Source organism: Promicromonospora sp. NPDC019610, from assembly GCF_044389365.1.
GTDB lineage: Bacteria > Actinomycetota > Actinomycetes > Actinomycetales > Cellulomonadaceae > Promicromonospora.
On record NZ_JBIRXX010000002.1, the window covers coordinates 679,721 to 706,632 of the forward strand.

Sequence of the window (26,912 nt, forward strand, 5' to 3'; positions counted from 1 at the left end):
CGCGTCCGCGGTCGGGAGAGAGAGCACGACCATGGACCACGACTGCGGATGCGGCAACGAGGCCACCGCCGCACACCACCACGGGCACGGAAGCGGGCACCACGCGACGCCCCTCGAGTTCGACGCCGACGGCCAGCTCGTCGTCGGTCCCGTCATCCGGCCGGAGCTGCTCACCCGGCCGTGTCCCATCGGCACGCTGGACGGCTCGTGGCTCCTGGAGCTGGAGCGCCGCACGGTGTTCGGCCCCGAGGTGCGCGGCGCGATGCGCATCGAGGTCGGCAGCTCGTCGCTGCGCGTCTCGGGCGACATGTACTCCCGCCGGGTCTTCCCGCCCGTCCTCGAACCGCGGCTGCCGATCCCGAGCCCGTTCCCGGTCCCCGACCCGGGGTCCCGCGCGGGCGGCGCCGCGGGTGGCGCCGCGGGTGGCGGTCCGGACACCCTGGACACCCAGGGCATCGACCCCGGGATCCTGGCCGAGATCCCGTCGCTGGGGTTCCGCTGGTACCCCGCCTTCCCGGCGTCGGAGTACTCCTGGTACTTCCGGTCGAACGGCGCCACGTACGCCGGCGGCACGCTGACCGTGCAGATCGTGCGGCACCTGTGGAACCGCACCACGCAGGAGTTCGTCTCGACCGACACGGGCACCCTCACGCTGAGCTGCCGCCGGCCACTTGTCGTGGCGGCGGCCGCCACGGTCCTCGGCCCGGCGCAGCGCATGACGGGCACGCTATCGATCGGCGGCACCGTCACCGACGTCACGGCCCGCAAGACGTCGCCGATGTACCGCGGCTGCCGCATCGAGGTCGACGCCATGGTCAACCGCACGTTCCCGGCGTCCGCCACCATCGGCTCGGGCGCGACCGCCACCGTCCGTTCGGTCTACGCGACCGCGGGCTGGGACGTCACGGTCGTCACCGACGAGATCGACGTGCCGAACGACAACGACCTCACCAACGCCGAGCTCGCGACCCTCATGACGGGGCACCGGCAGGCGGTCCCGGGCGAGGGGTGGCGGCTGTGGCTGTTCGTCGGCTCGTCGCAGGGCGGCCTGTTCGGCATCATGTTCGACGACGACACCGTGCCCCGCGAGGGCGCTGCCGGCTTCGCCGACGTGCGGCTCGGCAACGACTCCGTCATCGCCGCAGGGGCGCGCGGCCGCCCGCTCGACGAGGTGCCCGCCGCGTTCTTGCGCACCCTCGTGCACGAGGCCGGGCACGCGTTCAACCTGTGGCACCCGAAGCACGACGTGCACAACCCCGGCATCGGCATCGAGATCATGAACCAGACGGGCGACGTCATCGGCTTCGCCACCGCGGCCAACCCGTACCCGGGCAACGCGGCGTTCGTGTTCTCGGACCACGACCGCACGTCGCTCATCCACTCGCCCGACCCGCAGGTGCGGCCGGGCTGGAAGAACTTCGGGTGGGGGCACGGTGATCTGTCCGCCGGGCTCCCGGCGCCGGTGGACGTCGCCGGGCTCGGCGGCGACACGGGCGACGAGGGCCTGGAGCTCACCGTCGCGATGCCCGCCCAGGCGTACGTGGGCGAGTACGTCACGGCCGAGGTCGCGCTGACCAACGTGTCGGACCAGCCGCGCACGGTCACGACGCTGATCAACCTGTCGGAGGGCGACCTCGTCTTCCTGCACACGCCGCCCGACCACTCGCTGCAGCACCTCCTGGACGTCGCGATCGGCTGCGGCCCGCGCCCGACGGTCGTGCTGCAGCCGGGGGAGTCCCTCCGCAACCACGTCCAGGTGTTCTTCACCAACCAGGGCGTCACCTTCACGGAGCCCGGCCGGCACACCGTCGCCGCGCAGCTGGAGGTGGACCCGCTGACCACGGTGCGTTCCGCGCCGGTCACGGTCGACGTCCGCGGCCCGGCCACGGACGCCGAGGTCGACATCAGCGCGAAGACCCTGACGCCCGGCGTCGGGCGGGCCCTCGCGCTGGGCGACTTCGCCACCGACACCACCGCCCGGGCGGTCCTCACCGACCTGGCCGAGCAGCACAGCGACACCGACACCGGCGCGGCCGGGGCCCTCGTCCTCGCGAACTCGCTCACCCGCTCGTTCACGGACGTCCGCGCCCAGGACGTGCGGGCGGCGGCCCCCGACGAGGCGGCGCACTTCCTGGACCTGGCCGTCTCCGGCCGGACGGCGGAGCGCGCGGCGGCGCTCGCCGTCACGGTCGCGAGCCCGACCGAGAAGAACGCCCCGGTCGTGGCCGACACGATCGCCGCGCTGAAGTCGCGTTCGAAGGGCGGCGCCCGCACGGCCGCCGGGAAGGACTTCGCCGCCGCGCAGCGCGTCGCGGCGGACTTCACCGAGCCGCAGGGCCGCTGACCGGGCGACTGACCGGGCGACACGCGGACCGCACGGGGGAAGAATCGACACCGTGACAGACACAGTTCCGGGCAGCGGCGGGGAGGGCGGCGGCGGGCTGGAGCTGCGGTTCCGGCCCGCCGCGCCCTCCCTCCCGCTCGACCGCATCGCGTTCGCGGACGTCGAGCTCGTCGCGACGGACGGCCCCGCCACGGTCAGCGCCCGGCTGAACCTGATCGAGGGCGACCTGGAGATCGAGGTCACGGGAGCCGGGGGCGCGCCGGTGCGGGCCACGTGGCCGTGGCCCGTGGACTCGGCGTCGCGATCGGTCGACCTGCCCGCGGGCGGGCGTCTGGTCGCCGCGGTGCCGCTGCTGTCGTCGGGGAGCGCGCCGCTGTTCCCCGCGCCCGGCAGGTACGAGCTGACGGCCCGGTTCGCCGCGCGCCGGGGGGAGAGCGTCCCGGCGCGGCCCGTCGCCGTCGTGCGCACGGCACCCGAGGACGCCGTGCTCGCCGGCCTGCTCGGCGACCGCGACGTGCTGCAGTCCGTGCTGGGCGCCGGGGTGCTCGGCGCCGCGGCGCTGTCGCTGGAGCTGCTGGCCGCCTCGCCCGACGCCGGGACGGCGGCCGCGGCCGACCTCGCCCTCGGCCGCACCGACGCCCTCGTCGACGCGGCGTCCGACCCGGCGGCGGTGCGCGCCGTCGCCGCCCTGCTGCCGCCCGGTGCCACCGGGCAGGACGACCGGCGCGACGCCGTCGTCGCGCGTGTCGCGTCGCGTGTCGCCCCGCGTGCGGCTGCGGGCGACACCGCGCGCGAGGTCGCCGCGCTGACCGGGCAACCGCTGGCGGGCTGATCGGTCGGCCGCGCACGGACGGAGGGGGGAGTTGTCGAGAGAAGCGCCGCGCCGCTAGGGTCCGCCCTGGACAATTCGCCCATAACAAAATTGGGAGCATGGCGATGACGGCTGACGCGCCGACGGTAGCGCCGACGACAGCGGCGGAGCCGCCGACCACCCCGCGGCCCGCCGCCCCGGAACAGGCATCGGAGCAGGCTCCGGAACAGGCCCCGGCACAGCCCGCCGGGCAGGCCTCGCCGCCCAGCACCTTCGGCGCACCGTGGATCCGGACCACCGGCGAGCTGGCCTGGAAGCTGGTCGGCATCGTGGCGGCCGTGGCCATCGTGTTCTACGTGGTGGGCCTCATCCAGGTCGTGTTCGTCGCCCTGTTCCTGGCCCTGGTCTTCACCACGGTGCTGCTGCCGCTGGGCGACTTCTACGACCGCGTCATGCCGCGTGGCCTGGCCATGGCCGCGTCGCTGCTGACGGCGGTGCTCGCCGTCGGCGCGCTCGTGACCTACGTGGTCTCGTCCGTGGTCAGCCGGTGGGAGGACCTCGCCACCGAGTTCGCCACCGGCCTGACCGACCTGGCCGGGCTCCTCACCGGCATCCCGATGCTGGCCGGCCTCGGCGGCCCGGACAAGTGGCTGGAGGACGGCGGCGCGTGGCTCCAGGCCCACGCCGGCGACTACGCGGGCACGGCGGCCCAGAGCGCCGGGTCGATCGCGGAGGGCGCGACCGCCGTCGTGCTCGCGATCTTCTGCACCGTGTTCTTCCTGACCCAGGGCGCCCGCATGTGGCGCTGGGCGCTCGACTTCGTGCCCGCCGACCGGCACGACCGCTGGGAGGCGGCCGCCGCCGCGGGCTGGAACTCGTTCTCCGGCTTCACCCGCGGCATGTTCTTCGTCGCGCTGTCCGACGGCATCCTCGCCGGGATCTTCCTGTCCGTCGTCGGCGTGCCCCTGGCGCTGCCGCTGTCCGTCGTGGTGTTCCTCGGCGCGTTCATCCCCATGATCGGCCCGGTCGCCGCCATCGTGATCAGCGTGCTCGTCGCGCTGGCTGCCAAGGGCCCCGTGCTGGCGCTGGTCGTGCTCATCGGCATGGTCGTCGTCGCGCAGCTCGACGCCAACGTGCTCCAGCCGCTGATCACCGGCAAGCAGGTCTCGCTGCACCCCGTGGTGATGGCGCTCGTCGTCGCCGCCGGCTCGGTCCTCGGCGGCCTGCTCGGCGCCGTCGTCGCCGTCCCGCTCACCGCGGTGGCCTGGGCAGTGTTCAGCACGCTGCGGGGCAAGGCACCCGCGCAGGGCGAGGTGCCGGAGCAGAGCACGACGTCCGTACAGAGCACAGCGGCCCCCCATGAGGCAGACTGACTCGGTGCCTGACCCCGCACCGCACCGCGCACCACACCCTGCACCCCAGGGTGCACCGCACCCCGCACCACGACCAGCCGTGCCGCAGTCGGCCGGCCCGGAGGAGCGCGACTCCGCGCCCCCGCCCTGGCTCCGCACCGCGGCGGGCTGGTCGTGGCGCCTGATCCTGGTGGTCGCCGGGGTCGCCCTGGTGTTCTGGGCCGTCACCCAGGTGCTGCTCGTGTTCGTCGCGGTCTTCCTGGCACTGGTCTTCACGGCCGTGCTCAACCCCCTGACCGACCTCTACGACCGGGTGATGCCCCGGGCCCTGGCGACCGCGGCCGCCATCCTGTCCGGCATCCTCGTGGTCGGCGGTCTCGTGACGTACGTCGTCGTCTCCGTGGCCGGCCAGTGGGAACGGCTCGCGGGGGAGTTCAACACCGGCATCGACCAGATCGTCGGACTCATCGAGAACAACCGGTTCCCGTTCGACGTCGAGCTCGACCGGCGCGACCAGTGGATCGACGACGCCGCCAACTGGATCCAGGAGAACTCCCAGACCCTCGTGAGCCGCGCCGCCGAGAGCGCCGGCTCCATCGTCGAGGGCATCGCCGTGCTGGCGCTCGCGATCTTCTGCACGGTCTTCTTCCTCGCCTCCGGCGGCGCGATGTGGCGCTGGTTCATGCAGCAGGTCCCCGCCCGCACCCGCGGCCGCTGGAGCGAGGCCGCCGACGTCGGCTGGTACACCTTCTCCGGCTACACCCGCGGCACCGTGCTCGTCGCCATCACCAACGGCATCCTCGCCGGGATCTTCCTCACCATCCTCGGCGTGCCCCTCTCGGCCCCCCTCGCCGTGCTCGTCTTCATCGGCACGTTCATCCCGCTCATCGGCGCGCCGCTGGCCATGATCATCGCGGCCGTCGTGGCGCTCGCGGCGGACGGTCTGCTGACGGCCCTGATCGTCACGCTCGGCATCGCGGGCATCGGGCAGCTCGAGGGCCACGTGCTCCAGCCGCTGATCATGGGCAAGCAGGTCTCGCTGCACCCCGTCGTGGTCGCGCTGGGCGTCACCTGCGGCACGGTGGTGGGCGGCATCCTGGGCGCGATCGTCGCCGTCCCGCTCATCGCGGTGGCCTGGGCGGTGTACAGCACCCTGCGCAAGCCGGTCGACGACGGCGCCGCCGACGAGCGGGCGGACGGCGGGAGGGCGGACGGCGAAGGGGCGGACGGCGACATCGGCCCGCCTGGTGACGAGGCGGCCGCCGACCGGCCCGGGGGCCCCGCGAAGGCGTGACCGACGTCACCCGCCCGACTCGTGCGAGGTGCCGCCCGAAACAGTAAACCTGCAGGTGGGGGCCTATTTCTGTGGCACCATCGAGGGATGGAACCGTTCGTCCTGGCCTCGGAGCACGTCCGCCTGTCCGTCCCGACCTACTCGGACGTGGACGCGATCACCACGGCCTGCCAGGACCCCGCCGTGGCCGAGTGGACGGTGGTGCCCGTGCCCTACGAGCGGCGGCACGCCGAGAGCTTCGTGCGCTACCACGTCGCTGAGGGCTGGGCGAAGGGCTCGGTGTACACGTGGGCGGTCCGCGCCCCGGGCGACGCCGACGGGCCGCTGATCGGCATGGTCGGCCTCACGTGCGAGGGCACCCCGGCGGAGGAGCGCGCGGGCGAGCTCGGCTTCTGGATGACGGCGGACGCGCGGGGCAGGGGGCTGTGCACCGAGGCGTCCCGGCTCGTGGTCGACTGGGCCCTGGACCCCGAGGGGCTCGGCCTGTCCGTGGTGAGCTGGGTCGCCTACGTCGGCAACTGGGCGTCGCGCCGCGTCGCCTGGCGGCTCGGTTTCCGGCACGAGGCCACCCTGCGCCGGCACGGGCTGCAGCGCGGCGTGCGCCGGGACGCCTGGGTGGGCACCCTGCTGCCCGAGGACCCGCGCGAGCCCAACGAGCCGTGGCCCGCCGGGGCACCGGTCCGTCACGTGAGTGTCAGTGAGCATCCGTAGGCTGGGGCGGTGTTCGACGACCTCTTCAGTACGGTGACGACCGACACCGCGGGTACCCCGACCGCGCGCGCGTCTTCACCCCTTGCCGTGCGCATGCGCCCGGCCACGATCGACGAGATAGCGGGGCAGGAGCACCTCCTGGTCCCCGGGTCGCCCCTGCGGCGGCTCATCGAACCAGCGGAGGGCCTGGGCTCCACCCGTTCTGCGCCGTCGTCGGTCATCCTCTGGGGCCCGCCCGGCACGGGCAAGACCACCCTCGCCTACCTCGTCGCCACCGTGTCGGGTCGCCGCTTCGTGGAGCTGAGCGCGGTGACCGCGGGCGTCAAGGACGTGCGCCAGGTGGTCGAGGACGCCCGGCGCCGGCTCGCCACCGGCGGCGACGAGACCGTGCTCTTCGTCGACGAGGTGCACCGCTTCTCCAAGTCGCAGCAGGACGCCCTGCTGCCCAGCGTCGAGAACCGCTGGGTCACCCTCGTGGCCGCGACCACCGAGAACCCCAGCTTCTCCGTCAACTCCCCGCTGCTGTCCCGCTCCCTGCTGCTGACGCTCAAGCCCCTGGAGACCGCCGACGTGCAGGCCCTGGTCCAGCGCGCGATCACCGACGAGCGCGGCCTGGGCGGATCGGTCGAGCTCGACGAGGACGCGACCGACCACCTGCTGCGCCTCGCCGGCGGCGACGCCCGCAAGGCCCTCACCATCCTGGAGGCCGCCGCGGGCGCGGTGCTCTCGGATGACGACCCGGCGACCGGCGCCGACGGCACCACCCCGCTGATCGGCCTGGCCGACGTCGAGCGCGCCGTCGACGTCGCCGCCGTCCGCTACGACCGTGACGGCGACCAGCACTACGACGTCATCTCGGCGTTCATCAAGTCCATCCGCGGCTCCGACGTCGACGCCGCCCTGCACTACCTGGCCCGCATGGTCGCCGCGGGGGAGGACCCGCGGTTCATCGCGCGGCGCCTGGTCATCTCCGCGGCCGAGGACGTCGGCATGGCCGACCCCTCCGCGTTGCAGACCGCCGTCGCGGCCGCCCAGGCCGTGCAGCTCATCGGCATGCCCGAGGGGCGGATCGTGCTCGCCGAGGCCGTGGTGCACCTGGCCACCGCCCCCAAGTCCAACGCCGCCTACCTCGGCGTCGACGCCGCGCTGGCGGACGTCCGTGCGGGCAAGGTCGGCACGGTGCCGCCGCACCTGCGCGACGCGCACTACTCCGGCGCCAAGCAGATGGGGCACGGCGACGGGTACCGGTACGCGCACGACTGGCCGCACGGCGTCGCGCCGCAGCAGTACCTGCCGGACGTGCTCGCGGGCTCGCGCTACTACGACCCGAGCGACCGCGGCTACGAGCGGCAGGTGGCGGAGCGCCTGGAGCGCATCCGGGGCATCCTGGGCAGCGACGGCGGCCCGGGCGGCGCCGGGAAGTGAGCAACGCGTGACCAGGCCCACGGCGAGCCGGAACACCGACGTGCGGTAAGATCTTCAGGTTGCCCATGGCGACGCCCTGGGACCTCGGCCCCGCGAGCTCGGTGCTCACGCACCTGCTCCATCGGCTGGTCCCGCACCCGGTGTGGTCCCCCTTCGTGGGGGAGCCGTGTCCGGGTGTGACCTTCACTATCTACAGGACAGGACATTCACAGTGACTTCTGTGACCCGTGCGCGCCGTCAGGTGCGCCTGAGCCGCAAGCTGGGCCTCGCGCTCACGCCCAAGGCCGTCAAGCACTTCGAGAAGCGTCCGTACCCGCCCGGTGAGCACGGTCGTGCCCGCCGTCGGACCGAGTCGGACTACGCGGTGCGTCTGCGCGAGAAGCAGCGTCTGCGTGCGCAGTACATGCTTCGCGAGAAGCAGCTTCTCAAGGTCTACGAGAACGCCCGCAAGCAGGCCGGCCTGACCGGTGAGGTCATGGTCGAGGACCTGGAGACCCGTCTGGACTCCGTGGTGCTGCGTGCCGGCTTCGGCCGCACCATCCTGCAGGCCCGCCAGCACGTGACCCACCGTCACATCCTGGTGGACGGCAAGATCGTGGACCGCCCGTCGTTCCGCGTGAAGCCCGGCCAGACCATCCAGGTCAAGCCGAAGAGCCAGACCACGGTGCCGTTCCAGGTCGCCGCCGCGGGCGCGCACCGCGACGTGCTGCCGACGCTCCCGGGCTACCTGGACGTGCAGCTCGAGAAGCTGACCGCCACGCTGACCCGTGCACCGAAGCGCGCCGAGGTCCCCGTGACCTGCGACGTGCAGATGGTCGTCGAGTTCTACGCTCGCTGATCGCACCCAGCAGTACCGGACGGCCCCGTCCGCGCCTTGGCGCGGACGGGGCCGTCTGCTGTCCTGGACCAGCTGCCCGGCACCACCGTCGAACGTAGGGGCGGTCGAGCGTAGGGGCGGCCGAACGTAGGAGTAGTCGCTCTCTGAGCCCCCAGAGTGCGACTACTCCTACGTTCGACGAGCGGGCTTGTCGGTTGGGCGGGCGGGCAGCAGGCCAGCCGGGCGGGTGTGCGGCGGGGCGACGGGCGAGGGGGGCCGGGGGCGGGATAGGGTGATCGACGTCCCCCGGCAGCCAGCGGCGCCGGACATCTGCGAACCTTCCAGGCAGGAGCTTGCGCATGACCCTCGGCGACATCGGAGACGTGGCGGGACTGATCGCGGCGATCGCGTTCGTGCTCCTCGTGGGCTTTCTCGCCGTCCCGTTGTGGAAGCTGGGCAAGCTCCTGGACGAGGCGCGGCTGAGCGTCCGTGACGTCACCGAGCACTCGGTGCCGATCCTCGACGAGGCCGCCAGCACCGTGGCCTCCGCGAACACGCAGCTCGTCAAGGTCGACACGATCACCACGTCCGCGGCGTCGGTCAGCGAGAACGTGTCCGCGCTGACGGGCCTGTACGCGGCGACGCTGGGCAAGCCGCTCGTCAAGGTCGCGGCCTTCTCCTACGGCGTCCGCCAGGCCTTCGGGCAGGCCAGGAGCGGCGGCGGCCGGCACACCGACGGCACCACGAGCACCGGCAGCACCACGAGCACCCGCAGCACCACGAGCACCGGCACCAGCGGGGCCGGCGCATGATCCGCCGCCTCTTCTGGGTCGGCGTGGGCGTGGCAGTCACCGTCGTCGTGATCCGCAAGGGCCGCCAGGTGGTCGCGCGCTACACGCCCGAGGCCGTCAGCGAGCGCGCCGCGGCAGCGGTGGACGACGCCGGGATGCGCCTGGGCCGGATGGCACGCACGTTCCGGTCGGAGTTCACGACGGCGCGCGCTGAGCGCGAGGCGGAGCTGATGGCCTCCCTCCGGGGCGAGCTGCAGGACCACCAGCGGTAGCGTCCGCCCGGCCTGATCATTCAGTTTCCGTCTGCCGTGCTCCCGGCGGCAGAATAGGTACGTGCCCGGACATCCGTCCCGCACCAGAACTTGTGCACCCTCCAGTTCGCCCCATCAGTACGACCCGAGAAGAAGGACCACTGACCTCATGCGCACCGCCGAGATCCGCAAGCGTTGGCTCGACTACTTCGAAGCTCAGGGCCACGCGGTGGTGCCGTCGGCGTCGCTGATCTCCCCGGACCCGTCGACGCTGTTCACCATCGCGGGCATGGTGCCGTTCATCCCGTACATGACGGCCCAGCAGACCCCGCCGTGGACGCGCGCCACCAGCGTGCAGAAGTGCGTGCGCACGCTCGACATCGACGACGTCGGCAAGACCACGCGGCACGGCACGTTCTTCCAGATGAACGGCAACTTCTCGTTCGGCGACTACTTCAAGGCCGACGCCATCCGGTTCGCCTGGGACTTCCTGACGGGCTCCCTGGAGGACGGCAAGCTGGGCATCGACCCGGACAAGCTGTGGGTCACCGTCTACTACGAGGACGACGAGGCCCGCCAGCTCTGGAAGGACATCGTCGGCCTGCCCGACGAGCGCATCCAGGGCCTCGGCAAGAAGGACAACTACTGGTCCACCGGCCAGCCCGGCCCGGCCGGCCCGTGCTCGGAGATCTTCTACGACCGCGGCGCCGCCTACGGCCCCGACGGCGGCCCGCTGGTCGACGAGGGCGGCGACCGCTTCGTCGAGATCTGGAACCTCGTGTTCATGCAGTACGCCATCGACGACGTGAGGTCCAAGGAGGACTTCCGCATCGTGGGCGAGCTCGCCAAGAAGAACATCGACACCGGCATGGGCCTGGAGCGTGTTGCCTTCCTGCTGCAGGGCAAGGACAACATGTACGAGATCGACGAGGTCTTCCCCGTCATCGAGGCCGCCGAGAAGCTGTCCGGCAAGAAGTACGGCGAGAACCACGACGACGACGTGCGCATGCGCGTCGTGGCCGACCACGTCCGCTCGGCGCTGATGATCATCGGCGACGGCGTGCGCCCCTCCAACGAGGGCCGCGGCTACGTGCTGCGCCGCCTGCTGCGCCGCTCCGTGCGCGCCATGCGCCTGCTCGGCGTCGACGGCGTCTCCCTGCCGTCGCTGCTGCCGGTCTCCAAGGACGCGATGGCCCCCTCCTACCCGGAGCTGGCCACCAACTTCGAGCAGATCTCGGCCGTCGCCTACGCCGAGGAGGAGGCCTTCCGCCGCACGCTGGCCTCGGGCACCACGATCCTGGACAGCGCCGTCGCCGGCCTGAAGAAGCAGGGCGGCGATCACCTGGTGCTGCCCGGCGAGGCCGCCTTCCAGCTGCACGACACCTACGGCTTCCCGATCGACCTCACCCTCGAGATGGCCGCCGAGCAGGGCGTGCAGGTGGACGAGCAGGCCTTCCGCTCGCTCATGCAGGAGCAGCGCACCCGCGCCCGTGCCGACGCGCTGGCCAAGCGCACCGGCGGGGCCGACGTCGCCGCCTACGAGGCCCTGGAGAAGGAGCTCACCGCCCCGGTCGAGTTCCTCGGGTACACGCAGACGGACGCCTCCGTGCGCGTGGCCGGCCTGCTCACCGGCGGCGTCCCGGCCCCGGCCGTCACGGCCCCGGCCGAGATCGAGGTCGTGCTGGACCGCACGCCGTTCTACGCCGAGGCCGGCGGCCAGCTCGCCGACCACGGCACGATCGTGCTCGACGGCGGCGCCACCATCGAGGTGGACGACGTGCAGCGCCCCATCAAGGGCCTGAACGTGCACCGCGGCCGCCTGATCGAGGGCACGGTGGCGCTCGGCGACCCGGGCACCGCCCAGATCGACACGGCCCGCCGCAAGGCCATCAGCCGCGCCCACTCGGCCACGCACATGATCCACAAGGCGCTGCACGAGCTCGTCGGCCCGGACCGCACCCAGGCCGGTTCGGAGAACGCCCCGAGCCGCATCCGGTTCGACTTCCGCTCGCCGACCGCCGTCTCGGCGTCCGCCCTGACGGAGATCGAGGAGCGCGTCAACGTGCGTCTCGCCGACAACCTCGACGTGACCGACGAGCTCATGCCGATCGCGAAGGCCCGCGAGGCCGGCGCCATGGCGCTGTTCGGCGAGAAGTACGGCGACGTCGTGCGCGTGGTCTCGATCGGCGACGACTGGTCGCGCGAGCTGTGCGCCGGCACGCACGTCAAGCAGACCGGTCAGCTCGGCCGGGTCACGCTGCTCGGCGAGTCGTCGATCGGCTCCGGTGTGCGCCGCGTCGACGCCCTGGTGGGTGACGGCGCCTACGGTTTCCAGGCCAAGGAGCACGCGCTGGTGGGCCAGCTCACCGGCCTGCTCAACACGCGCCCCGAGGACCTGCACGAGCGGGTCGGCTCGCTCGTGACGCGCCTCAAGGAGGCCGAGAAGGAGCTCGCCGCGCTGCGGCAGGGCCAGCTCCTGGCCGTCGCCGGCAAGCTCGCCGCCGAGGCCCCGCGCGTCGGCGACGTCCGCGTCGTCACGCACGACGCCGGCGAGGCCCAGGCCGACGACCTGCGCGCCCTCGTGCTCGACGTGCGCGGCCGCCTCGGCGAGGCCGAGCCCGTCGTGGCCGCCGCCGGCGGCGTGTCGGGCGGCCGCCCCGTCGTGGTGGTCGTGACCAACGCCGCCGCCCGTGCGGCCGGCTACAAGGCCGGCGACCTGGTGCGCACCGCCGCCCAGACCCTCGGTGGCGGTGGCGGCGGCAAGCCGGACATGGCCCAGGGCGGCGGCACCGACCCGGCCAAGCTGGGCGAGGCCCTGGCGGGCATCGCCGAGGGCGTGCGCCTGGCCGCGGTGGGTGCCTGACGTCGTGACGGACACCGGGACCGAGCCGGGCCTCCCGCGGGGGGCCCGGCTCGGGGTCGACGTCGGCACGGCGCGGATCGGGCTGGCCGCGAGCGACCCCGACGGGCTGGTCGCCACCCCCGTGGAGACCGTGCCGCGGGTGCTGGCAGGCGCGAAGCAGGGTTCACCGAAGCAGGGTTCACCGAAGCAGGGGGCGCCGAGCGCCGGCGGCACCACGGCCGACGTCGCGCGGATCGTGGACGAGGCGGCCGAGCGGTTCGCCGCCGTCGTCTACGTGGGGCTGCCCCGGCACCTGTCCGGCAAGGAGGGTACGGCCACCGCCGACGCCCGCCGGTTCGCGGCCCGGTTGGCCGCCGCCCTGGCCGCCGCGGGCGAGCGCGCCGAGGTGCGTCTCGTGGACGAGCGGATGACGACCGTGTCGGCGCACCAGGCGCTCCATGCCGCCGGCAGAAAATCCAAGAAGCACAGGTCCGTGATCGATCAGGCCGCAGCCGTTATCATTCTGCAATCTGCACTCGACGCGGAGCGGGCGAAGGGGGAGCGCGCCGGCGAGCTCGTCGAGGTGCGGACCGTGCACGACACGCACGACCGAGCTCAGCGCCACCCCCCAAGGACACCCCCCGACGAAGGACAGTGAGTCTCCGGTGACGGACCTCTTCACGGCGCCCCCGCGCTCCCAGGCAGATCCCTCGTTCCCCGGGCCGAGATCAGGCCGGAGGGCGCAGCGACGGCGTCGCCGCAACAAGCGTGGCCGCGCCCTGATCGTGCTGCTGGTCGCCCTCGTGCTGGTCGGCGGGTCGGGCTACGCGATCTGGAGCAACCTCGACTCCCTGATGGGCCTGACGAACCCGCTCGAGTCCAAGGACTTCCCGGGCCCGGGTGGCGAGCAGGTCGACGTCGAGATCCCCGAGGGCGCGAGCGGCACGGTCATGGGCCAGGAGCTGTACAAGGCCGGTGTGGTCGCCAGCGTGTCGGCGTTCACCGCGGCCTTCGAGGCCAACCCGGACTCGATGTCGATCCGCCCCGGCACGCACGCCATGCTCGAGGAGATGCCCGCGCGGGACGCCGTCGCCCTGCTCGTGAAGAACGAGATGGTGGACCTGCAGCTCACCATCCCCGAGGGCTACACGGTGGACCAGATCGTCGAGCGCGCGGTGCAGGTCACCGGCGTGCCCGCCGAGGACTTCGAGGCCGCGCTGAAGAAGCCCGCCACGTTCGGTCTGCCCAAGCAGGCCGACGGCGACGCCGAGGGCTGGCTCTACGCGGGCACGTACGCGCTCGAGCCGGACAAGGACACCGCCGTCGGGCTGCTGACGCAGATGGTCGACCGCACCGAGCAGGCCCTGCGGAAGAAGGACGTTCCCGGCGGTGACTGGGAGGACGTGCTGACCAAGGCCTCGCTGGTGGAGCGCGAGGGCCTGCACGCGGAGGACAAGCCGAAGATCGCCCGCGCGATCGAGAACCGGCTCGAGGACGGCATGATCCTCCAGATCGACGCCGCGGTCGCCTACGGGGCGGGCAAGCCCGGCACCGAGCTGACCAAGGAGGACCTGCGCAACGAGAAGAACCCGTACAACACGTACGAGCACACGGGGCTGCCGCCGGGGCCGATCGCGAGCCCGGGGGAGACGGCGATCGACGCCGTGCTGCACCCCACGCCCGGCGACTGGAAGTACTGGATCACGGTCAACCTCGACACGGGCGAGACCAAGTTCTCGGAGACCTACGAGCAGCACCTCGCCTACCAGCAGGAGCTCCGCGACTGGCAGGCGGCCAACGGCTGAGGGTGACGAATCCCCGGAGTTGGCCGGGAATGTACGGATCGGGGTAGCGTTCGCGGCACCCGGCCCGTGATGCGATCGTGACGTGCGGTTGCAGTGTCGTGTTCCCGGTTGGTGACCAGCGTGGTTCGTCCAGTGATCCGCGCACCGTAGAGGATGGAGCGAGCGCGTGACCCAGGCCCTTCCGGGAGTGAACTATCAGGGGCCACCGAGGCACGCCAGCGGCTCGCGCGGGCGCCGGGGGGACCGTGACGGCAGCCACCGCCAAGGACGTCGGAGCGGTAGCCGGGGCGGCGGCGGGCGCGGCCCGCTGCGCCCGGTGGTGATCGCCGTCGTCGCCGCGCTGGTCGTCGTGGGCGGCCTGGGCGCGTGGACCGTGAAGAACGACGGCTACCTCTTCGGGATCGAGACGCCGCTCGCGGCCGCCGACTACGACGGCACCGGTGGCGAACCGGTCGCCGTCGACGTGCCCGAGAACGCCAACGGGTACACGATCGGCGCGGAGCTCGAGGCGAAGGACGTCGTCGCGAGCGCCGAGGCGTTCGTCCGGGCGTTCAACGCCAACCCGGACGCCGGCGGCATCCAGCCGGGCACGCACCAGCTGAAGCTGCAGATGAGCGCGGAGTCGGCGGTGGCGCTGCTCGCGGAGAACAAGGTCGACCGCGGCGGCCTGACCGTCGTCGAGGGCCACACCGTGGCGCAGATCAAGGACACGATGGTCAAGCAGGGCTGGCCCGAGGCGGACGTCGACGCGGCCCTCGCGGACCCGGCGGCGCTCGGCCTGCCCGCCGAGGCCGGGGGCGAGCTGGAGGGCTGGCTGGCGGCGAGCACCTACGACGCCAAGCCCGACACCGTGAGCGCGTCCGACGTGCTCAAGCAGATGGTCGCCCTGACCGTCCAGGAGCTCGACGCGCTCGATGTTCCGGCCGACCAGCGCAACGACCTGATCATCAAGGCGTCGCTGGTCGAGCGCGAGGCGCCGGACAAGTACCGCGGCGAGGTGGCGCGGGTGATCGACAACCGGCTCGCGACGGGCGAGCCGCTCGGCCTGGACGCCATCGACTCCTACGGGCGCAAGAAGCCGTCGCACCTGATCACGACCGAGGAGTTCCAGGACAAGTCGTTCCCGTACGCGTCGCGCGTGGTCGCGGGGCTGCCGCCGACGGCGATCGGCGCCCCCAGCAACGCCTCGCTCGAGGCGGTCATGAACCCGCCGGAAGGCGCTTGGCGGTGGTACGTGACCGTGAACCTGGAGACGCAGGAGACCAAGTTCACCGACAACTACGACGAGTTCCTGGCGTTCAAGGACGAGTACCAGGCCTGGGCCGCGGAGAACGGCTACTGACATGAGCATCACCACGGACCCCGTGCCGTCGCGGCGCGCCGCCGTGCTCGGCCACCCCGTCGCGCACTCCCTGTCCCCGGTGCTGCACACCGCCGCCTACCGGGCCCTCGACCTGGCCGGCTGGGACTACGGCGTGCACGACGTCACCGAGGACACCCTGGCGGCCTTCCTGGCGGACGTCGAGGGCGACCCGGCGCAGGCCTGGGCTGGGCTGAGCCTGACGATGCCGCTCAAGCAGGCGGTCATCCCGCTGCTCGACCACGTCGAGCCGCTCGCCGAGGCGGTCGGCGCCGTGAACACGGTGCTGTTCACGGCGGTCGGCGGCGCGGTCACCACCACCGGTACCAACACCGACGTGCACGGCATCGTCGCGGCGCTGCGCGAGGGACTGGGCGCGGGCGCACGCCCCGTCGCCGAGGCCGTGGTCCTGGGCGGCGGAGCGACCGCGGCGTCGGCCCTGGCGGCCCTGGCCGAGCTCGGCTGCGCCTCGGCGCGGGTCTTCGTGCGCTCCCTGGACCGCATCGGCCCGCTGCGCGCGGCTGTGGCCCGGATGGGTGTGACTCCGTCGTTCGAGGTGTTCGACGACACGGCGACGCCGTCGGCCCTGGTGACCGCGGACGCCGTCGTCTCCACGACGCCCAGGTACGCCGCCGACACCTGGGCCAAGCTGCTGACCGACGGCGACCGCGCGCCCCGCGGCGTCCTGCTCGACGTCGTCTACGACCCCCGGCCCACCGCCCTGCAGTCCGCGTGGACGGCGCTGGGCGCCCGCGCGGTGGGCGGCGAGCGCATGCTGCTGCACCAGGCCGCCGAGCAGGTGCGCCTGATGACGGGACACGTGGCGCCGCTGGCGGCCATGGACGAAGCGCTCCGCTCGGCCCTGGCCGTCCCGGCCTGACCGCGGAGGCGGTGGCCTCTCGGGGACGACGTCACCCTCCCGGGAGGGTGACGGAGAGTGAGCATTGCTACGTCTCCGTTACCTCCTCGGGAGCCACGTCTCTGCCCGGCGCGACACGCCGGGGCCGCATCGTCGTGCCCGTCGGTGTGTCGCCCACCGGACCGGTGCGCCGACCCCGTCACGCGCGTGAAACAATCCGACCATGCTGCGTTGGTTGACATCGGGTGAGTCGCACGGTCCCGCACTCGTGGGCATGATCGAGGGTCTGCCCGCCGGGGTGGAGCTGACGACGTCGGACATCCAGGGCGCCCTGGCGCGCCGCCGCCTCGGCTACGGCCGCGGCGCCCGGATGAAGTTCGAGCAGGACCAGGTGCGGGTGCTCGGCGGGCTGCGCCACGGCCTCACGCAGGGCGGGCCGCTCGCGATCGAGATCGCCAACACGGAGTGGCCCAAGTGGACCGACGTGATGTCGGCCGACCCGGTGCCCGCCGAGGCGCTCCTGGTCGACGCCGGGACCGGCGACGAGCGCGAGGTGGCCCGCAACCGGCCGCTGACGCGCCCGCGTCCCGGGCACGCCGACCTCATCGGCATGCGCAAGTACGGCTTCGAGGACGCGCGGCCCGTGCTGGAGCGGGCCTCCGCGCGCGAGACCGCGGCCCGCGTGGCGCTCGGCGTGGCCGCCGCCAAGTTCCTCGAGCAGGCGCTCGGCATCCGCCTCGTCTCCCACGTGGTCGCGATCGGCGAGGCCGAGGCGCCCGACGACGCGGCGCTGCCGACCCCCGACGACGTCGCGGCGCTCGACGCGGACCCGGTGCGCTGCTTCGACGCCGCCTCCTCGAAGCTCATGGTCGAGGAGATCGACCTTGCCAAGAAGGACGGCGACACGCTCGGCGGCGTCGTCGAGGTGCTCGCCTACGGCGTGCCCTCCGGCCTGGGCACCTACGTGCAGGGCGACCGCCGGCTCGACGCACGGCTGGCCGCGGCCCTGATGGGCATCCAGGCGATCAAGGGCGTCGAGGTCGGCGACGGCTTCCGCACCGCGCGCCGCCGCGGCAGCGCCGCGCACGACGAGATCGTCCGCGGCACCGCCCCCGACGGGCGCCCCGGCATCGAGCGCACCACCAACCGGGCCGGCGGCATCGAGGGCGGCATGTCGAACGGCGAGATCGTGCGCGTGCGCGCCGCGATGAAGCCCATCTCGACCGTCCCGCGGGCGCTGCCGACCGTGGACACCGCCACGGGCGAGCCCGTCACGGCCCACCACCAGCGGTCCGACGTGTGCGCGGTGCCGCCCGCCGCCGTCGTCGCCGAGGCGATGGTGGCCCTCACCCTGGCCGAGGCGGCCGTCGAGAAGTTCGGCGGCGACTCCGTGGCCGAGGTGCGGCGCAACCTCGAGTCGTACGTGGCCGCCATCCCGGAGCTGCTGCAGTGAGGCGCTCCGCCGACGCGACCCGCCCGGTCGCCGTCATGATCGGACCGCCTGGCTCCGGCAAGTCGAAGGTGGGCCGCACGCTCGCCGCCGGCCTGGGCGTCACCATCCGGGACACCGACGCGGACATCGAGGAGCGCGCCGGCAAGCCCGTCAGCGAGATCTTCGTGGACGACGGCGAGCCCCACTTCCGCGAGCTGGAGTCCGCGGCGGTGCTCGCCGCGCTCGCGGAGCACGACGGCGTGCTGTCGCTCGGCGGCGGCGCCGTCATGAGCCTGGCCACACAGGCGGCCCTGACGCGGTACGCGGCCGACGGCGGGCACGTCGTCTTCCTCGACGTGCCGCTGGCGATCGCGGCCCAGCGGGTCGGCATGAACCAGGCCCGGCCGCTGCTGCTGGGCAACCCGCGGGCGCAGTGGCAGAAGCTGATGGCCGAGCGGCGTCCCACGTACGAGCGCCTGGCGACGCTGACGATCGTCTCCAGCGACCGGCCCGGCGAGCAGGTCGCGGCGGAGATCATCGAGGCCCTCGGCCTGGAGCTGCGGGTGCCGGAGCTGATCGACCCGAAGCGGGCCGAGGAGCACAGGGCCGAGGACCACGCCCAGGAGAACACGAGCGAGGAGAACGTCACGTGAGCACCGACAGCGCACCCACCCGGATCACGGTCCGGGGAGACGCTCCCTACGACGTCGTCATCGGCCGCCACCTCCTGGGGGAGCTGCCCGGACTGGTGGGCAAGGCCGCCAAGGTGATGGTGATCCACCCGGCCGCGCTGTCGGCGACGGCGGACGCGATCGCCGAGGACCTCAAGGCGGCGGGCTACGAGGCGTTCGTCGCGGAGGTGCCGGACGCCGAGTCGGCCAAGACGCCGCAGGTGGCCGCCTTCCTCTGGGGTCTGCTCGGGCAGCTCGACTTCACGCGGTCGGACGCGATCGTCGGCGTCGGCGGGGGAGCGACCACCGACCTCGCCGGCTTCGTGGCGGCGACCTGGCTGCGCGGCATCCGCGTGGTGCACGTGCCGACCACGCTGCTCGCGATGGTCGACGCGGCCGTGGGCGGCAAGACGGGCATCAACACGGCCGAGGGCAAGAACCTCGTGGGCGCGTTCCACCCGCCGGCGGGTGTGCTGTGCGACCTCGCGGCGCTCGGCTCGCTGGACAAGTGGGACCTCGTCGCGGGCATGGCCGAGGTGGTCAAGACCGGCTTCATCGCGGACCCGGTGATCCTCGACCTGGTCGAGGCGCACGTCGACGAGCTGCGGAACTGGGCCGGCGCGGACGCCACGGACGAGACCTGGGCCGTGATCGCCGAGCTCGTGGAGCGGTCCGTGCGGGTCAAGGCCGAGGTGGTGGGCGAGGACCTCAAGGAGGCCGGCCTGCGCGAGATCCTCAACTACGGGCACACCCTGGGCCACGCGATCGAGCTCGTCGAGCGCTACCAGTGGCGCCACGGGGCCGCGGTGAGCGTGGGCATGATCTTCGCCGCAGAACTCGCCCGGATGGCCGGCAAGCTGCCCGACGACGTCGCCGACCGGCACCGCGCCGTCCTGGACTCCCTCGGGCTCCCGGTGCACTACCGGGGCGACCGGTGGGACCAGCTGCTCGCCGCGATGCGCCGCGACAAGAAGGCGCGGGGCGACCTGCTGCGGTTCGTGGTGCTGGACGACGTCGCCAAGCCGGTGCGGCTGGAGGGCCCCGACCCGACGCTGCTGGCCGCGGCCTACGCCGAGGTGTCCAAGGAGCCGCCGACGAGGGGCCCGGGCACCCCGGTCACGCTGACGCTGGGCTGATTCTTCCCCCCAGCCCGAGCTCTCCCCTTCGAGGCCCGGGTTTCTTCGCTTTGAGCCGGCTCAAAGCGAAGAAACCCGGGCCTCAAAGGTGACGACATTCCATGCGCGTGAGGCGAACCCGACATTAGCCTCGGTTCATGATCACCGATCCCGGCTTTCGGGCCGCCCGCAAGGCCGGCTCGCCCGGCGTGTTCCGGTTGCTCTTCCCGCTGGTGTTCCTGGGCCTCCTGGTCCTGTTCGCCGGCCCGTTCTCGTCCGCCGACGGCGCCGGTACGCCGACGCCGTTCCTCGTGGTCGCCGGGATCGCGGCCCTGATCGTGCTGTGGATCTTCGCCAGGGGCGCCCGGCGCTGGGCGCGCAACCGTGGCGCCTGGTCGCGCGCCGCGCGCGGCGCGGTGTCCCTGACCCTGAACGGCGAGGCCGTGGCCGCGCAGCGCAAGGTGTCCGGCCGGCCGATGCGGACCGTGGTGGTCGAGCACCGCGGGCACCAGCAGTACCTGCACCTGCTGTTCCCGCAGGACGCCCCCGTCGACACGATCGTTCCTGGCCGGGTCACGGTCGAGCTCTTCGCCGGCGACACCGTCGAGGGCCCGGCGCGCCTGCTGCTGGCCGACGGCCGCACGCTGTGGGCCTTCACGTCACAGCTCGGGACGCGGGCGCAGCCGAAGCCCCGGGCGACCCGGTCCGGCACGACGTCCGGCCTGACCGGCACCGCGTCCGACGGGAGCGCGGCCCTGCTCGTTCCGGCGACGTCCGTTCCGGCAGCGCCCGGCGACCGCGGACGGGGTGACGACGGAGGCGGTGACGGACCGGGTGACATGCCAGGCGGCGCCGTGCCCTCCGCGGACCCGTCGGCGAGCGCGACGTGGTCGGGCGGCGACGGCTGGACCGGCGGCAGCTCCTGGGGCGGCGACTCGACCTGGACGGGCTCGGACGGCGGCGGCGCCGGCCACGGCGGTCCCGGCGGGAGCGGCGACGGCGGCGGCTGGTTCGGCGGCGGCGACTCGGGCGGCGGCTGGTCCGGCGGCGACTCCGGCGGCGGTGGCGGCGACTCGGGCGGCGGCAGCTCCTGACGGCGTCGGTGCGTGGCGCCTGACGGTTCCTGACGGCGTCGGGCCGGACCCCGGGCGGGCGATTCTTGGGTGATCTTGTCCCGTTTTCTGTGCAATGCGCGCGGTGGGCGCCTAGCGTCCGAAGGGCAGGGGTGCACAAACGCGCGTGGTTCGGCCGCGTGCCGACCGAAAGGTGCCCCGACATGCGCAGGGTCTACAACCTTCCACCCGGCTGGCCGGTCCCGCCCGAGGGCTGGAAGCCGGATCCTGAGTGGCAACCGAATCCTCAGTGGTCGGTCCCGGTGGGCTGGCGACTGTGGGTCGATGTGCCGGACACGGCCCTGATCGGCACGGACGCCGTGGCCGTGGACGTCCCGGACGAACAGTCGACGTCCACCCGGAACCGCAGGGGATGGGCGATGGTCGGCGGAGCGGGCGCGGCCCTGCTGATCTTCTTCCTGGGCGTGGGCATCGGCGGCGCCGGTGGCGGTCAGGGGGACGGCCCGGTCGCAGGAGCGGAGGCATCGGCGTCCGCCTCTGCGGCGGCGGCGTTCGCGGCCGTGGCCGAGGAGCGCGCGGAGCTAGAGAGCGAGCGGGCAGACCTCGCCGAGGCCCAGGCAGCGCTCAAGGCCGACGAGGCCGCACTGGCCGACGACCGCAAGAGCCTGGACAGCCGCGCCGACGACCTGGCGAAGAAGGAGAAGAAGCTCCGGACGCGTGAGGCCGACGTCAGGACCGCCGAGGCCGAGGTCGACACGCGGGAGTCCGAGGTGGCCCAGCGGGAGTCGGCCGTCGAAGAGGCGGAGGCAGCCGGACTGGTGGGTGGAGACACCGGGGGCGGCGGGACGGCCGACTCCGGCGGCACGACCTACTACGAGAACTGCGATGCCGCGCGGGCCGCAGGCGCCGCGCCCGTGTACAGCGGTGACCCTGGCTACGGCTCCCACCTGGACCGGGACGGCGACGGCGTCGGCTGCGAGTAGTGCCGGACGCCGCTGCTCCCGACCGCGCTGCTCCCAACCGCGCTACTCCCACAGCCCCCGCTCGATCAGCACGTCCTTGAGCAGGTCGGCGCGGTCGGTGATCAGGCCGTCCACGCCGTCGTCGATGAGCTGCCGCATCTCGTCCGGGTCGTCGATGGTCCAGACGTGGACCTTCTTGCCCAGGGTGTGCGCCGCGGCGATCGACGCCGGGTCCACGACCGTGATCGAGCCCTCGCGCACCGGGACCTGGAGCGCGTCGACGTCGCGCAGCGCCCGCCGGGACAGCGCCGGCACGCGGACGCGCACCCCGGTCAGGAAGCTCGCGATCTCCTTGCGCCCGGCCGACGTCGCGACCGGGCGGGACAGCTTGGTGAGCGTCGCCCGCCGTCGGGCCACCTCGAAGGAGGTGACACACACGCGGTCCCACGCGGAGGTCCGCTCGATCGCCCGGGCGACCGGCCCGACGCTGGAGGAGTGCTTGACGTCGATGTTCACGCGCAGGTCGGGCCACCCGCCGAGCAGGTCCTCCAGCAGCGGCACGGGCTCCACACCACCGATGCGGGCATCGCCGACCTCGGACCACGGCAGCTCGGCGACCAGGCCCGTGCCGTCCGTGGTGCGGTCGAGCGACTCGTCGTGCAGCGCGACCGCGACGCCGTCCACCGTCCCGTGCGCGTCCGTCTCCACGTACCGGTAGCCGAGGTCGACGGCGGCGCCGAACGCCGCCAGGGAGTTCTCCAGCCCCTCGGTGCCGGCTGACGCGTGCGCGAACCCGCGGTGGGCGAGGGCCTGGAAGGGCCCCTCGAAGTAGGTCACTGGCTGTCCCTCACGAAGTCGAACCTCACGAACTGGATCTCAAGCATCGATGCTGCTGTCGGTCCATTTCAACATGCCGTCGAGGTACGTCTCGCGCGGCCCACGGGCCGACAGCGACAGGTCGTGCACACCTCCCGGCACCACGAGCTCGGTGACGTCCAGCCCCAGGCCGGGCGCGAGCGCGGCCATCTGCCGGACGTCGAGCACGGTGTCCTGGGCGTCGAGCAGCGGGTTGTCGAGCGAGTCCGGCCCGGACGAGTCGGACCGGGCGAGCAGCACGGGGCACGCGATCTCCAGCCCGGCGGCGACGCGCGCCTGTCCCCGCCGGATCGCGACGAACCACCCCACGCGGCCCGGCAGACCCTCGGGACGCTTGAGGGTCGTGTCGAACTCCCAGCGCCCGCCGTTGGCGGCGAGCAGATGCTCGGCGTACCGGGACGGACCGTCGCTGATGATCGCGGTGCTCGCGAGCCGCCCCACGGTGTCGAGCACGCGGGTGCCGACGGTGCGCTGCCAGTGCGGCGCGCGCAGGTCGAGGAACGGTGAGTTCAGGACCAGCACGTCCGGCCCGGCGTCGGCCCCCGCGGCGTTGCGGTGCGCATGCGCCCACAGGGAGGCCGTCAGCCCGCCCGTCGAGTGGGCGTGCACCACGAGCGGCAGCCCCGGCTCCAGGCCGCGTACCGCACGGGCGGCCGCCGCGATGTCGCTCGCCTGCTCGCGCAGGTCGAGCACGAAGTGCGGGATCTGGTCCGGCTGCAGGGAGCGTCCGGCGGCCCGGAGGTCGACGGCGTAGAACGCGTAGCCGGCCGCGGTGAAGGTGCGGGCCAGGTGCTCCTGGAAGAAGTAGTCGTTGTAGCCGTGCACGTGGATCACGGCGGCCCGGGGCGCCGGCCGGTCGGCCGGGTACGGGTAGCGCACCAGGGTCGCCGGGCCGAGCGGGGCCTCCTGGAACGGCTCACCGAGCAGGTGGTCGGTGCGCCAGTCGAGCGCGTCTTCCGGGGAACCAGGCACCTGGGGATCGTATGTCGAGGACGGCCCTGGTCGCAGGTCGCCACGTTCCGGGACGGCCGGTGCACAGGCCGGCCGTGCTCTCAGGCCGGTGCTCTCGGTCCGGCCGTGCTCTCAGTCCGGTCGTAGGCCGGCCAGCAGGATCTCCAGGTACGGCCCGCGGTCCGACGCCGCGCCCAGCCGCACCGCGTGCTCCATCCCGCACACCAGGTGCTCCACCTGCTGCGTGGACAGGTCCCGCCGGACGACGCCGGCGGCTTGGGCCCGGACCAGGACCTGCTCGAACCCCGTGCCGATCTCCTGCTTGGCGGCGCGCACGTCGTCGTCCTCGTCCTCGGCGGACAGGAGCACGGGCTGCAGGCCGCCCTCCTCGAGCTGGAGGTCCAGCGCGGCGTGCAGGAGATTCGTGATCGCGGTCTCGGGGCTGGGCTCCGCGACGGCTTCGCGCACCAGTACACGCAGCCGCTCGAGCGTGTCGCGGGTCAGCGCCTCCACGAGCGCGTGCGTGGTGGGGAAGTGGCGGTAGACCGTGCCGACCCCCACACCGGCCTCTCGCGCGACGTCGTTGAGCCGGAGCGCGCCGGGGTCGTGGCGCCGGGCGACCTCGAGAATGCGCGCGCGGCTGCGGGCGGCGTCGGACCGGAGTGCGGGCATGGGGTGAGCCTACCGCAAAAGCGGATGGAAGATCCGTTTCAGGTGCTACGCTCAAGCGGATACATCATCCGGATGGGCTGGTGGAAGTGATGTCGCCCTGCCCTGAACCCGCTGCACGAGACCACAGAGAACCGAGGACCGACATGACCTGGGACCCCGCCCGCCTCCCCGACCAGACCGGCCGCACGCACGTCGTGACCGGCGCCACCGCCGGCATCGGCTACTTCGCCGCCGAACAGCTCGCCGCGGCCGGCGCGCACGTCGTGCTCGCCTCCCGCTCCGCGGGCAAGCTCGCCACCGCCGTCGCCTCCATCGAGCGGGAGGTGCCCGGCGCACGCCTCGACACCGTCGTCGTGGACCTCGCATCCCTCGTGTCCGTGGCCGACACCGCCGCACGGATCGCCGCCCTGCCCCGCGTGGACGGCCTGCTGCTCAACGGCGGCTCCGTGGCCCTCAGGCGCGACGCGACGACGGCCGACGGGCTGCCCCTGATGCTCGGCACACACGTGGTCGCGGGGGTGGCGCTCCTGGCGGGCGCGCTCCCGGCGCTCGCGGCCACGGGCGACCGGACCGGCACGCCGGCACGGGTGGTGCACACCTCCACGGGTTTCGTCACGCAGTTCCCGACGTCGGTCGACGACGTCCGCCGGGTGCCGCGCGTCGCCCTCCTCGCCTACACGAAGGCGAAGACGGTGACCGAGGTGTTCGCGTTCGAGCTGGCGCGCCGGCTGGAGGCCGCGGGGACGCCGGTCGCCTCGCTGGTCACCCGGCCGGGTGTCGGGGTCGACGCCCGGACGCCGCACCGTGCCGGCATCCGTGACTCGACCACGCCGTACCAGCGCAACCCCTACACGCCCTGGGCCCAGGGCAAGGACACCGCCGCCTGGTCGGCGGTGCGCGCCCTGACGGACCCGCAGGCCGGCAACGGCGACTACTTCGCGCCCGCCGGGCGGCTGAAGGGGCTGCCGGTGCGGGTGGAGCCGACCGCCCGGACGGCGTCGCCCGAGGGCGACCTCGCGGCGCGCGTCTGGGACCAGGTCGAGGCGCTCACGGGGACGCCGCTGCGGATCCCCGCCGGCGCGGCCGAACAGCGAGCCCGGAAGTAGGCGCCCGCCGATCACCGACCTGCCGATGACGAGATGGCAGGATGTCCGACATGCCTCTTGATGGCGGGATCAACATCGGCCGGACGGTGCAGTCGGCGATCTACCGCGACGGCGTCTACGGCCGCCGGCCCACGGTGCCCACCGACCCCGACGCGCTCGCCGCCGCCGCCCGCCGCCGCATGACCCGCACCGGCTGGTCCTACGTGGCCGGCGGCGCCGGCGCGCAGCGCACCGTCGCCGCCAACCGGGAGGCGTTCGGCAGGTACCCGATCGTGCCGCGCCAGCTGGTCGACGTCGGCGAACGGTCGCTCGCCACGACCCTGCTGGGCCGCGAGCTGCCCGCCCCCGTGCTCTTCGGGCCGGTCGGTGCGCTGGAGCTCGCCGTGCAGCACCAGCGCGGCGGCCGGGCCGCCGCGCCGCGCAACGCCGAGCCCGCCCTGGCCCGCGCCGCCCGCGACCTCGGCCTGCCCGTCGTCATCTCGTCCCAGGCGTCCACCCCCATGGAGGACACGGCTGCCGCCCTCGGCGACAGCCCACGTTGGTTCCAGCTCTACTGGTCGTCCGACGACGCCCTGGTCGAGTCCTTCGTCTCCCGTGCCGAGGCCGGCGGCTGCGAGGCGATCGTCGTCACCCTGGACACCCACGTGCTCGGGTGGCGCACCGCGGACCTCGACCTGGGCTACCTCCCGTTCGCCCGCGCCGAGGGCATCGCCCAGTACCTGAGCGACCCCGTGTTCCGCGGCCTCGTCGAGGCGCGGGTCGCGGCGGCGTCCTCTGAGGCGGCGGCGTCGGGATCTGCGCCGTCCAACCGGCCCACGGCCGCCGCCGTCCGCTCGCTGCTGTCCATGGCGCGCCACCACCCGGGCCCCACCCTGCGCAACCTCACCCAGCCCCACGCCCGCGCGGCCGTGGAGACCTTCCTGGACGTGTTCTCCCGCTCGACCCTCACCTGGGCCGACCTCGCCTGGCTGCGCGCGCGCACCACCCTCCCGATCCTCGTCAAGGGCATCCAGCACCCCGACGACGCCCGCGCCGCCCTCGACCACGGCGTCGACGGCATCGTCGTGTCCAACCACGGCGGCCGGCAGATCGACAACGCGGTCGCCTCGATCGACGCCCTCGGGCCCGTGGTCGACGCCGTCCCCGACTCTGTCCCCGTGCTCTTCGACTCCGGCGTCCGCACCGGAGCCGACGTCTTCACCGCGCTCGCCCTCGGCGCCGACGCCGTCCTCCTGGGCCGCCCCTGGGTCTACGGCCTCGCGCTCGCCGGGGCCGACGGCGTCCGCGCCGTCGCGGAGCACGTCCTGGCCGAGCTCGACCTCACGATGGCGCTCGCGGGTGTCTCGGGGACGGAGCAGATCGGCCGGCACAACCTGGCGCTCTGACCCCTAC

24 protein-coding genes are annotated in these 26,912 nt (G+C 73.4%); 21 read left to right on the forward strand and 3 right to left on the reverse strand.

Annotated features, from left to right (window positions below; all coding sequences use genetic code 11):
* Positions 1–31 precede the first annotated feature (31 nt).
* The 19 genes from ACH45N_RS14665 to ACH45N_RS14755 all read left to right on the forward strand — a co-directional run bounded on the left by ACH45N_RS14665 (position 32) and on the right by ACH45N_RS14755 (position 21,936).
* Positions 32–2,344, forward strand: coding sequence for a hypothetical protein (locus ACH45N_RS14665; RefSeq protein WP_397395053.1), 2,313 nt, complete (start codon positions 32–34; stop codon positions 2,342–2,344).
* A 52-nt stretch (positions 2,345–2,396) separates the two neighbouring features.
* The gene (locus ACH45N_RS14670) at positions 2,397–3,176 is read left to right on the forward strand and encodes a hypothetical protein (RefSeq protein ID WP_397395055.1); all 780 of its coding nucleotides are present in this window, start codon (positions 2,397–2,399) and stop codon (positions 3,174–3,176) included.
* A gap of 98 nt (positions 3,177–3,274) precedes the next feature.
* Positions 3,275–4,528: an AI-2E family transporter gene (locus tag ACH45N_RS14675; RefSeq protein ID WP_397395057.1), complete on the forward strand. Its 1,254-nt coding sequence runs from the start codon at positions 3,275–3,277 to the stop codon at positions 4,526–4,528.
* A 79-nt stretch (positions 4,529–4,607) separates the two neighbouring features.
* Positions 4,608–5,801, forward strand: coding sequence for an AI-2E family transporter (locus tag ACH45N_RS14680; RefSeq protein WP_397395059.1), 1,194 nt, complete (start codon positions 4,608–4,610; stop codon positions 5,799–5,801).
* An 87-nt stretch (positions 5,802–5,888) separates the two neighbouring features.
* On the forward strand, positions 5,889–6,512 hold the full coding sequence (locus ACH45N_RS14685; RefSeq protein WP_397395061.1) for a GNAT family N-acetyltransferase: 624 nt from the start codon (positions 5,889–5,891) through the stop codon (positions 6,510–6,512).
* Between the two features lie 9 nt (positions 6,513–6,521).
* Entirely contained in the window at positions 6,522–7,937 is a 1,416-nt protein-coding gene (locus ACH45N_RS14690) for a replication-associated recombination protein A (protein WP_397395064.1), read from the forward strand.
* 211 nt (positions 7,938–8,148) lie between these two features.
* Positions 8,149–8,775: a 30S ribosomal protein S4 gene (rpsD, locus tag ACH45N_RS14695; protein WP_182615637.1), complete on the forward strand. Its 627-nt coding sequence runs from the start codon at positions 8,149–8,151 to the stop codon at positions 8,773–8,775.
* 338 nt (positions 8,776–9,113) lie between these two features.
* Positions 9,114–9,566: a DUF948 domain-containing protein gene (locus ACH45N_RS14700; RefSeq protein ID WP_397395068.1), complete on the forward strand. Its 453-nt coding sequence runs from the start codon at positions 9,114–9,116 to the stop codon at positions 9,564–9,566.
* Positions 9,563–9,817, forward strand: coding sequence for a hypothetical protein (locus ACH45N_RS14705; RefSeq protein WP_397395070.1), 255 nt, complete (start codon positions 9,563–9,565; stop codon positions 9,815–9,817). Before ACH45N_RS14700 ends, ACH45N_RS14705 begins: the two co-directional genes overlap by 4 nt.
* 148 nt (positions 9,818–9,965) lie before the next feature.
* The gene (alaS, locus tag ACH45N_RS14710; RefSeq protein ID WP_397395072.1) at positions 9,966–12,659 is read left to right on the forward strand and encodes an alanine--tRNA ligase; all 2,694 of its coding nucleotides are present in this window, start codon (positions 9,966–9,968) and stop codon (positions 12,657–12,659) included.
* 4 nt (positions 12,660–12,663) lie between these two features.
* Entirely contained in the window at positions 12,664–13,296 is a 633-nt protein-coding gene (ruvX, locus tag ACH45N_RS14715; protein ID WP_397395074.1) for a Holliday junction resolvase RuvX, read from the forward strand.
* Between the two features lie 7 nt (positions 13,297–13,303).
* Positions 13,304–14,443 carry an endolytic transglycosylase MltG gene (gene mltG, locus ACH45N_RS14720; RefSeq protein WP_397395076.1) on the forward strand — a complete coding sequence of 380 codons (1,140 nt, stop codon included), beginning with the start codon at positions 13,304–13,306 and terminating at the stop codon, positions 14,441–14,443.
* Positions 14,444–14,759: 316 nt separating this feature from the next.
* A complete protein-coding gene (mltG, locus tag ACH45N_RS14725) occupies positions 14,760–15,785 on the forward strand; it encodes an endolytic transglycosylase MltG (RefSeq protein WP_397395078.1) in 1,026 nt (341 codons plus the stop codon).
* A 1-nt stretch (position 15,786) separates the two neighbouring features.
* Positions 15,787–16,683, forward strand: a complete 897-nt coding sequence (locus tag ACH45N_RS14730; protein WP_397395081.1) for a shikimate dehydrogenase — start codon at positions 15,787–15,789, stop codon at positions 16,681–16,683.
* A gap of 202 nt (positions 16,684–16,885) precedes the next feature.
* A complete protein-coding gene (aroC, locus tag ACH45N_RS14735) occupies positions 16,886–18,115 on the forward strand; it encodes a chorismate synthase (RefSeq protein ID WP_397395083.1) in 1,230 nt (409 codons plus the stop codon).
* A gap of 35 nt (positions 18,116–18,150) precedes the next feature.
* Positions 18,151–18,747 carry a shikimate kinase gene (locus ACH45N_RS14740; protein ID WP_397395085.1) on the forward strand — a complete coding sequence of 199 codons (597 nt, stop codon included), beginning with the start codon at positions 18,151–18,153 and terminating at the stop codon, positions 18,745–18,747.
* On the forward strand, positions 18,744–19,901 hold the full coding sequence (gene aroB, locus ACH45N_RS14745; RefSeq protein WP_397395087.1) for a 3-dehydroquinate synthase: 1,158 nt from the start codon (positions 18,744–18,746) through the stop codon (positions 19,899–19,901). The genes ACH45N_RS14740 and aroB overlap by 4 nt, the downstream gene beginning before the upstream one ends.
* Before the next feature lie 137 nt (positions 19,902–20,038).
* Complete coding sequence (locus ACH45N_RS14750; RefSeq protein WP_397395089.1) at positions 20,039–20,974, forward strand: hypothetical protein; 936 nt, start codon at positions 20,039–20,041, stop codon at positions 20,972–20,974.
* Positions 20,975–21,156: 182 nt separating this feature from the next.
* On the forward strand, positions 21,157–21,936 hold the full coding sequence (locus tag ACH45N_RS14755) for an excalibur calcium-binding domain-containing protein (RefSeq protein ID WP_397395091.1): 780 nt from the start codon (positions 21,157–21,159) through the stop codon (positions 21,934–21,936).
* Between the two features lie 42 nt (positions 21,937–21,978).
* On the opposite strand, the gene ACH45N_RS14760 is transcribed toward ACH45N_RS14755, so the two are convergent.
* From ACH45N_RS14760 to ACH45N_RS14770, 3 genes are all read right to left on the reverse strand, one after another.
* Positions 21,979–22,752 (reverse strand): glycerophosphodiester phosphodiesterase, encoded by a 774-nt coding sequence (locus ACH45N_RS14760; RefSeq protein WP_397395093.1) that lies wholly within the window; start codon positions 22,750–22,752, stop codon positions 21,979–21,981.
* A 39-nt stretch (positions 22,753–22,791) separates the two neighbouring features.
* The gene (locus tag ACH45N_RS14765; protein ID WP_397395095.1) at positions 22,792–23,763 is read right to left on the reverse strand and encodes an alpha/beta hydrolase; all 972 of its coding nucleotides are present in this window, start codon (positions 23,761–23,763) and stop codon (positions 22,792–22,794) included.
* Between the two features lie 111 nt (positions 23,764–23,874).
* Positions 23,875–24,414, reverse strand: coding sequence for a TetR/AcrR family transcriptional regulator (locus ACH45N_RS14770; protein ID WP_397395097.1), 540 nt, complete (start codon positions 24,412–24,414; stop codon positions 23,875–23,877).
* Positions 24,415–24,557: 143 nt separating this feature from the next.
* Here ACH45N_RS14770 and ACH45N_RS14775 point away from each other — a divergent pair, with 143 nt between their 5' ends.
* Complete coding sequence (locus ACH45N_RS14775; protein ID WP_397395099.1) at positions 24,558–25,520, forward strand: SDR family NAD(P)-dependent oxidoreductase; 963 nt, start codon at positions 24,558–24,560, stop codon at positions 25,518–25,520.
* Between the two features lie 50 nt (positions 25,521–25,570).
* Entirely contained in the window at positions 25,571–26,905 is a 1,335-nt protein-coding gene (locus ACH45N_RS14780; RefSeq protein ID WP_397395101.1) for an alpha-hydroxy-acid oxidizing protein, read from the forward strand.
* The last annotated feature ends 7 nt before the right edge of the window (positions 26,906–26,912 follow it).